This is a genomic window from Roseicyclus amphidinii (assembly GCF_030163755.1).
In the GTDB taxonomy this organism is placed as follows: domain Bacteria; phylum Pseudomonadota; class Alphaproteobacteria; order Rhodobacterales; family Rhodobacteraceae; genus Roseicyclus; species Roseicyclus amphidinii.
Genome location: NZ_JASJOE010000015.1, coordinates 60384 through 69456, shown reverse-complemented (window position 1 = coordinate 69456; position 9073 = coordinate 60384). Strand labels below are relative to the sequence as shown.

General features: G+C 64.4%; 6 protein-coding genes. 2 read left to right on the top strand and 4 right to left on the bottom strand.

The window, feature by feature from the left end:
* Positions 1 to 8: 8 nt before the first annotated feature.
* Positions 9 to 608 (bottom strand): bacteriochlorophyll 4-vinyl reductase, encoded by a 600-nt coding sequence (gene bchJ, locus QQK83_RS07470; protein ID WP_284263113.1) that lies wholly within the window; start codon positions 606 to 608, stop codon positions 9 to 11.
* A 6-nt stretch (positions 609 to 614) separates the two neighbouring features.
* Positions 615 to 2312 carry a magnesium-protoporphyrin IX monomethyl ester anaerobic oxidative cyclase gene (bchE, locus tag QQK83_RS07465; protein ID WP_284263111.1) on the bottom strand — a complete coding sequence of 566 codons (1698 nt, stop codon included), beginning with the start codon at positions 2310 to 2312 and terminating at the stop codon, positions 615 to 617.
* A gap of 171 nt (positions 2313 to 2483) precedes the next feature.
* On the opposite strand from bchE, the gene QQK83_RS07460 reads away from it, so the two are divergent.
* Both QQK83_RS07460 and carB read left to right on the top strand, forming a co-directional pair.
* A complete protein-coding gene (locus QQK83_RS07460; protein WP_284263109.1) occupies positions 2484 to 3710 on the top strand; it encodes an SAM-dependent methyltransferase in 1227 nt (408 codons plus the stop codon).
* Between the two features lie 180 nt (positions 3711 to 3890).
* Entirely contained in the window at positions 3891 to 7235 is a 3345-nt protein-coding gene (gene carB, locus QQK83_RS07455; RefSeq protein WP_284263107.1) for a carbamoyl-phosphate synthase large subunit, read from the top strand.
* Positions 7236 to 7365: 130 nt separating this feature from the next.
* Here the strand turns inward: carB and QQK83_RS07450 are convergent, their stop codons facing one another.
* Complete coding sequence (locus QQK83_RS07450; RefSeq protein WP_284263104.1) at positions 7366 to 7953, bottom strand: hypothetical protein; 588 nt, start codon at positions 7951 to 7953, stop codon at positions 7366 to 7368.
* Positions 7954 to 8526: 573 nt separating this feature from the next.
* Positions 8527 to 8937: a BrnA antitoxin family protein gene (locus QQK83_RS07445; protein WP_284263102.1), complete on the bottom strand. Its 411-nt coding sequence runs from the start codon at positions 8935 to 8937 to the stop codon at positions 8527 to 8529.
* Positions 8938 to 9073 lie beyond the last annotated feature (136 nt).

Genomic DNA, 9073 nt, shown 5'->3' with positions numbered 1-9073 from the left:
GGGCCGCCTCAGCCCTCGCGCGCCGCGCGGACCAGCTCGAACCGGCAGGCCGCGCGCCCCTGCGCGCAACACTGGGTTTCCACCGCCCGCCAGCGCGGGCCGCAGAGAGCCGAGAACAACCGCTCGAAGACCGCCGCATGCCAATGGCAGAGCGGCACGTCGGAGCGTTCCCCCCGCACCACCGGGTTGTCCGCGATCTCGAAGACCGCGGGCCAGGTGGACACCAGCCGGAACGCCCCCGACCCGCAAAAGGTCCAGGCGTGTTTCGCGATCGCCTTTGACAGGATCGGCACCGCCAGCCGCGCGGGCAAGACCCGCAGCAGCCGCTGTGCCCCCTTCGGGATGCGATGGGCGAGGATATACTCCCCCGTCCGCCAACCCGCCTCGCGCGCCAGCATCGGGGCCACCTCGGGCAGCTCCAGCCGCATCGCCTGGTGCAACCGCGCCGCGGGGGCCTCGTCGATCAGGCCCGCCGCCGGGTCGGGCAACTCGAAGACACCCGCCATCGCCAGCACATGGGCTGCCACGTCACGCCCCGCCGCATCCTCCAGCACCGGCACCAGCTGCAGGATCGCGTTCGGCCCGATCCTGGAACCCGCCCCAGCCATCGCGCGCTACTCCGCCGGTTCCGTGACGCGGTCCTCGCGCATCTGCTCGGTCCCCCCGCCGCAGGCCTTGACGCTTTCTTGCGCGACCCCCTCGCTGGACGCAGGGTCTCGCCCCGCCACCGCCCCGTTCGGCATCAGGAATTCGCCGTTTCTCGACATCTTCGCCGCCCGCTTCTGGGCTGCGATATCCTGCTTGGATTGCCAATCCTCCGTCTGCGCCTGCGCGATGGTCCGCGTCCGGTCGAAGTTGAAATTCAACTTCCCCTTCGACTGCGGCCCCCAGTAATCGACCTTGCCCAGGTCATAGAACTGCCGCGCGAACCCGGCCTTCATGAAGGCCTTGAGACATCCCAGCAGGTAGCGCCGCCGATACCCCGTGCCGCGCCACGGGTAATGGAACAGCGCCTTTTTCGAATAGAACCGCCGGTAATTGTTCATCACCCGGTCCAGCAACTCGTCGCGGTCCATCGCCTCGGGCTTCATGATCGGCGTCACGAAATTGTATTTCGAGAAATCGAAGATCTCGACCTTGTCGCCCAGCTCCTGGAACAGCGGCGTGAAGGGCCAGGGCGTGTACATCGCCCAGTTGGCCAGGTCCGGCTGCCAGTCCCAGGCCATCCTGTAGGTCTCTTCCAGCGTCTCGGGCGTCTCGTTGTCGAGCCCCACGATGAACTGCGCCTCGGTGAAGATATCGGCCTCGCGCAAGAGGCGGATCGCCTCCTTGTTCTCCTCGACCTTGGTCTCCTTGTTGAACTGGTCGAGCTTCAGCTGCGCCGCGGCCTCGGTCCCGAGCGAGATATGCACCAGCCCCGCCGAGCGGTAGAACTTAAGCAACTCACGGTCGCGGTAGATATCCGTCACCCGCGTGTTGATCCCCCATTGCACGCGGCGCGGCAGGTCGCGCCTGATCAGCTCCTCGCAAAACTGGATGAACTTGCGCCGGTTGATCGTCGGTTCCTCATCGGCGAGGATGAAGAACCCCACCCCGTGCTCGTTCACGAGGGTCTCGATCTCGTCCACCACCTTGATCGGGTCGCGCACGCGGTAATCGCGCCAGAATTTCCATTGCGAACAGAAGGAACAGGTAAACGGACAGCCCCGCGCCATGTTCGGGATCGCCACCTTCACGCCCAAGGGCACGTAGATGTAGCTGTCCCACTTCAACAGCGACCAGTCCGGCGTGATCGCGTCCAGGTCCTTCACGGTCGAGGCCGCAGGCGTCGCCACGATCTCCTCGCCATCGCGGTAGGCCAGCCCCTTGATCGAGGCGCGCTCGGCGGGCCAGCGCCCCTCGTCCATCGCGCGGATCAGCTCGACGATGATCTCCTCGCCCTCGCCCCGCACGATCACGTCGATGCCGTCAGCCTCCGACAGAACCTGCTTGTACATGAAGGTCGCGTGGATGCCGCCCAGGATCGTGCGCACCTTCGGCAGCACCTCCTTGGCCACCGCCAGCGTCTCCTCGGCCACGTAGATCGAGGGCGTGATCGCCGTCGTGCCCACCACGTCGGGCTGCATCTCGGCCAGCTTCACCCGCAACTGGTCAGGGCTCAGGTGGTCGGTCATCGCGTCGATGAAATGCACGTCCGTATAGCCCGCCGCCTTCAGCGACCCCGCGATATAGGCGACCCAGGCCGGCGGCCAGTTCCCTGCAATCTCGGCCCCCCCGGAGTGATAGTTGGGATGGATAAGACAGATTCGCATGGCTGGCTCCCCGCTGTGTGTCAGGAAATCAGATCACAAAACCTGTAAACCTTGATTGACACAGATCAAGCCCAGCCACCGCAACACCCGCCCCCTTCCCTCGTTAACCATTTTATTGCAAACTGTTGGCCGCAGGTATCACGCAGGCCACGAACGCGAGGGGATAACGCGATGTGGGACCGTGTTCTTGACCGAATGCTGCGCCAGTTCTTCACGCTCGGCGCACTCGACCTGACCTACCCCGACGGCACGACGCGACGATACGGGCCGGGGGACAGGGCGGATGTTCACCTGACCCTGACCGACCCGGCCTTGCCGCGGCGGCTGGTCCTGTCCACCGAGCTGGCCCTGGGCGAGGCCTACATGGACGGCACCGCACGGATCGAGGGCGACGACCTCGACGCCTTCTTCACGGTGATCATCCGCAACGCGGCCGCCAGCCGCGCGTGGTGGCGCAGGTGGTCCACCCGCCTTCGCACATGGAAACGCTGGATCGACCAGAACAACCCCGCCCATCGCGCGCGCGCGAACGTGGCCCATCACTACGACCTCTCGGGCGCGCTCTACGACCTCTTCCTCGACGCCGACCGGCAATATTCCTGCGCCTATTTCGCCCGGCCCGACATGAGCCTCGAACAGGCGCAGGCGGCCAAGAAACACCATATCGCGGGCAAGCTCTGCCTCGAGCCGGGGATGGAGGTCTTCGAGATCGGCTGCGGCTGGGGCGGCATGGCGCTGACGCTCGCGCAGGACTACGGCGTCAAGGTGCTGGGCGTCACGCTGTCCGAGGAACAGCACAAACGCGCCACCGACCGCGCCGCCCGTGCCGGCCTGTCGGACCGCGTCCGCTTCGAGCTGCGCGATTACCGCTCGGTCCGCGGCCGGTTCGACCGGATCGTCTCGATCGGGATGTTCGAACATGTCGGCGCGCCGCATTACGGCGAATATTTCGACGTGGTCCGCGACCGGCTGACCGAGGACGGCATCGCGCTGATCCACACCATCGGGCGCACCGCGCCGCCCGGCGCGACAAGCCCGTGGATCACGAAATACATCTTCCCCGGCGGCTACTGCCCCTCGCTCTCCGAGGTCTCGGCGGCCGTCGAACAGGCCGATCTCTACCCCACCGACATCGAGGTCTGGCGCCTGCACTATGCCGAAACGCTCCGCCACTGGCACGACCGCTTCACCGCGAACGAGGAGGCGGCACGCGCGCTCTACGATGACCGCTTCTGCCGGATGTGGCGCTACTACCTCAAGGCCAGCGAACACACCTTCCGCCACAACCGGCAATGCGTCTTCCAGGTGCAACTCGCCAAGCGGCAGCAGGCCGTTCCGCTCACCCGCGACTACCTCTACCCGGCCTCCGCAGAGCGGCGGATGCAGGCGGCCGAATGACGCGCCACCGCTGAACCCGTGCCGCAGGGTCTTGCAAGACCCTGCCCCAGAGCCTTGCAAGGCTCTGGCCAGCCTTTTGCAAAAGGCTGGGTTCGCCCCTTGCACCTCGCACCCCCCTGACTATAACGCCGACAGTTTGCCCGCCGCCCACGCGCCGGGGCCGCTCATCCGGGGGACGACATGCCGAAAAGAACCGATATCCGCTCGATCATGATCATCGGCGCGGGGCCCATCGTCATCGGCCAGGCCTGCGAGTTCGACTATTCCGGCGCACAGGCCTGCAAGGCCCTGCGCGAGGAAGGCTATCGCGTGATCCTCGTCAACTCGAACCCGGCGACGATCATGACCGACCCGGGCCTCGCCGACGCCACCTATATCGAGCCGATCACCCCCGAGGTCGTGGCCCGCATCATCGAAAAGGAACGCCCCGACGCGCTTCTGCCGACGATGGGCGGCCAGACCGGCCTCAACACCTCGCTCGCGCTCGAGGAAATGGGCGTGCTGGCGAAATTCGGGGTCGAGATGATCGGCGCCAAGCGCGAGGCCATCGAAATGGCCGAGGACCGCAAGCTGTTCCGCGAGGCGATGGACCGCATCGGGCTGGAGAACCCCAAGGCCACCATCATCTCCGCCCCCAAGGGCGCGAACGGCAAATACGACATCAAGGCGGGCCTGCAGCAGGCCATGGACGCCATCGAATACGTCGGCCTTCCCGCCATCATCCGCCCCGCCTTCACCCTGGGCGGCACCGGCGGCGGCGTCGCCTACAACCGCGAGGAGTACGAATACTACTGCCGCACGGGGATGGAGGCATCTCCCGTCGCGCAGATCCTCGTCGACGAGTCGCTCCTCGGCTGGAAGGAATACGAGATGGAGGTCGTCCGCGACCGCGCGGACAACGCCATCATCGTCTGTTCCATCGAGAACGTGGACCCGATGGGCGTGCACACCGGCGACAGCATCACCGTAGCGCCCGCGCTGACGCTGACCGACAAGGAATACCAGATCATGCGCAACGGCTCCATCGCCGTGCTGCGCGAGATCGGGGTGGAGACCGGCGGCTCCAACGTGCAGTGGGCGGTGAACCCCGCCGACGGCCGCATGGTCGTCATCGAGATGAACCCCCGCGTGTCGCGCTCCTCCGCCCTCGCGTCGAAAGCCACCGGCTTTCCCATCGCCAAGATCGCCGCGAAACTCGCCATCGGCTACACGCTCGACGAGCTGGACAACGACATCACCAAGGTCACGCCCGCCAGCTTCGAGCCGACCATCGACTATGTCGTCACCAAGATCCCCCGCTTCGCCTTCGAGAAATTCCCCGGCTCCGAACCGACGCTGACCACCGCGATGAAATCCGTGGGCGAGGCCATGGCGATCGGCCGCTCCTTCCACGAGAGCGTGCAAAAGGCCCTGGCCTCCATGGAAACCGGCCTGACCGGCTTTGACGAGATCGAGATCCCCGGCGCGCCCGACGCCGCCTCGATCACCAAGGCGCTCTCCAAGCAGACCCCCGACCGCCTGCGCATCATCGCCCAGGCCATGCGCCACGGCCTGAGCGACGACCAGATCCACGCGGTCACGAAATTCGACCCCTGGTTCCTCGCCCGCATCCGCGAGATCGTCGAGACCGAGGCCCGCGTGAAACGCGACGGCCTGCCGGTCACCGAGGACGGCCTGCGCGCGCTCAAGATGATGGGCTTCACCGACGCCCGGCTGGCCAAGCTCACGGGCCGCGAGGAAAGCAACATCCGCCGCGCCCGCCTGAACCTCGGCATCACGGCCCAGTTCAAGCGCATCGACACCTGCGCCGCCGAGTTCGAGGCGCAGACGCCCTACATGTATTCCACCTACGAACACCCCACCATGGGCGAGCCCGAATGCGAGGCGCGCCCCAGCGACCGCAAGAAGGTGGTGATCCTCGGCGGCGGCCCCAACCGCATCGGCCAGGGGATCGAATTCGACTATTGCTGCTGCCACGCCTGTTTCGCGCTGTCGGATGTCGGCTACGAGACCATCATGGTCAACTGCAACCCCGAGACCGTCTCGACCGACTACGACACCTCCGACCGGCTCTATTTCGAACCGCTCACCTTCGAACACGTGATGGAGATCCTCCGCGTCGAACAGGCGCGCGGCACGCTGCACGGCGTCATCGTCCAGTTCGGCGGCCAGACGCCCCTGAAACTCGCCAACGCGCTGCATGACGCGGGCATCCCCATCCTCGGGACCACCCCCGACGCCATCGACCTCGCCGAGGACCGCGAGCGGTTCCAGCAACTCGTCCAGCGCCTCGGGCTGAAACAGCCCCGCAACGCCATCGCCACCACCGACGCGCAGGCGAAAGCCGCCGCCGAAACGCTGGGCTACCCGCTGGTGATCCGCCCCTCCTACGTGCTCGGCGGCCGCGCGATGGAGATCGTCCGCGACACCGCCCAGCTCGACCGCTACATCCGCGACGCCGTCGTCGTCTCGGGCGACAGCCCGGTCCTGCTCGACAGCTATCTCGACGGCGCGGTCGAGGTGGATGTCGACGCGCTTTGCGACGGCGAGGCCGTCCATGTCGCGGGCATCATGCAGCACATCGAGGAGGCCGGCGTCCACTCCGGCGACAGCGCCTGCTCGCTGCCCCCCCACACGCTGTCCGATGCCATCCAGGCCGAGATCATCCGCCAGACCGAGGCGCTGGCCCATGCTCTCAACGTCGTCGGCCTGATGAACGTGCAATTCGCCGTCAAGGCCAATGACGCAGGCGAAGACGAGATCTACCTGATCGAGGTGAACCCCCGCGCCTCGCGCACCGTGCCCTTCGTCGCCAAGGCGACGGACAGCGCCATCGCCTCCATCGCCGCGCGGCTCATGGCGGGCGAGAAGCTCTCGGCCTTCCCGCAGGCCGCACCGCACAAGCCCGTCGATGACGACACGGTGATCCCCATGGGCGACCCGCTCTCGCTCGCCTCCTACCGCACGCCCTGGTACTCGGTGAAGGAGGCGGTCCTCCCCTTCGCCCGCTTCCCCGGCGTCGACACGCTGCTCGGGCCCGAGATGCGCTCGACCGGCGAGGTCATGGGCTGGGACCGCAGCTTCGCCCGCGCGTTTCTCAAGGCGCAGCTGGGCGCGGGCACGGTGCTGCCCGAGGCGGGCACCGTCTTCATCTCGCTCAAGGACGCCGACAAGGGCGCGTTGCTTGTTGAAACCGCCGAGACCCTCCGTTCGCTGGGAATGACCATCCTGGCGACCCGCGGGACCGCCGATTTCCTCAAGGAACACGGAATTCCTTCAGAAATCGTGAACAAGGCCTACGAGGGCGGCCGCACCGTGGTCGACATCATCAAGGACGGCGGCGTGCAGCTGGTGCTGAACACGACCGAGGGCGCGCAGGCGGTCGAGGACAGCCGCTCCATGCGCGCGGTCACGCTGGCCGACAAGATCCCCTATTTCACGACGCTGGCGGCCAGCCACGCCGCGGCGCAGGCGATGCGCGCGAGCCGGGAAGGGGAGTTGGGGGTGAGGTCGTTGCAGGGGTAGTGCTACTCAAGCTTTGGGTAGCGAGCAGGCTGCACACCAAGAGCAATGGTGCTATTTGGAGTGGCTACGTTATGGAACTACAGCTTCGATCAAGACGTTGGCGAAAAAAGGGATTGCCTTCTCCTCAGAACTACAAGTCCGAAAGAACTCCGTTTAGTTCTCGCCAATCATCGCTCAACATAAGCCTGACAAACTCTGCCGGCAGGCAAGCCCACGTGGCAACCTGCTCTACCGTCGCGCGATCTGCTTGAACTGCATCACGTGCTATTGTTAGGGCCTTATGCGGCAAAAGAAGAGGGAGCGCTTGGTAAAGGGCAAGTCTGTCCTTAGCAGCTTGGAGATCGACCATTCCATAGTCTTCACTTGAAAGCGGTCCAACCAGCCGGTCGAGAAGAAGACTGGCTTCTTCCTCCGTATCAGTCTTTGCTGCGAGGGGATCAAATATGTGCACTAACTCTTTGGCACAGATGACCCGCTGCCAAGGCAAGCTAACTCTTTGAGAGTAAACGATATGAGTCACAAGGCGTGGGTCTGCGTAGACGCCATCTCGATATGTGAATTGATGAAAAGCACCTCGAACTTGAGTGGGGTCTGTATCCGCACCAAAAAGAAAGATTTCATCTTGAAAGCCAAGATCCATGATCTTCGCTACGATATCATCAATTTCGATGGGTAACTCTTCCACTTCCGAGAAGTGTTCAATCAGTTCACGCAACATCTAGTCTTCCTAACGAAAAAGGCCCAACCGATGCTGGGCCTTCACTACATATTGATATCTTTGCAACGCTTCAAGCCAACAGTGGCCGTCGTTGCTCCCCGCTAGTTGGCGACTGACTTGGTAAGCCGTTAAGCCACGCGTCTGCAGCATCTCCTATGGCGTTGGCCGCCGCGCCGCCGAGAATGTCCGCAGACAATTCTCGTCCGGTGCCAGGGAACAACTTGATGTTCACTAGCGTGGTGTCGCCTCTGAAAAGCAGAGAATGGAGCTTGGTCTTGCCATTCTCGTTCATGGTCATCCTCCTACTCGAGACTGTTGCGACTCGCTTCTGCAGCTGTGTCAAGTCCCACTTGCTCCCTATGCACACATTGTTACGCTTGACTCAATGTCTTGACAGTGAAAATTTTCGTTACTCTGTGCCGAATCGGCAACGCGCAAGCCGACAGGCGGAGTCATATGGCATCTACGTAAAGGTTCGGTTATGGGGCAGCGGTGAGTTACTTGTGCAGCCTTAGAGGTAACGCAATTCACCAATGGTTCCGCAAAATGAGTGTCTTGTTTGCAAATTTTGCCTCACTCCCGCTCCCTTGCCGCCTTCCTCTCCGCCCGCTCCCTCTCCGTATCCCCCCACTCCGGCATCCGCTGGCGCGCCTGCCAGTTCTCCTTGAAGGGCTCCACCGTCTCCTCCCCGTGCAGGAGCCCCGCCAGCTTCGCATGCATGAAGGCCCGCAGCACGTCGTTCATCCGCGGCTGGTACCCCGGCCCCATCGAGCGGAACCATTTCACCACGTCCGCATCCACCCGCAGCGTCAGCCGGATCTTGTCGCGCTCGCGGCGCGTGGCGATGTCGTGCCATTCCACCGGGATGCGCTGGTCCAGCCAGATGCGCTGGTGCATGTCCCATTCGAAGCGCCTCAGCGCGTCGACCATGTAATAGTGATGCTCCCGCTGGCGTGGGCCCAGCGGTTTGTCCGACATCTCCATGCCAGCCCCCGTCTCGATCTGGAAAACGGGGGCAGTCTGGCGTGGTTGGGTTAAGAAATCCTGAGCCTCCGCGCGTCTGCACGGGGTGTGTACGGGATGTGCACGGGGTGTGACGGGGATCGGTCGGGGATCGGTC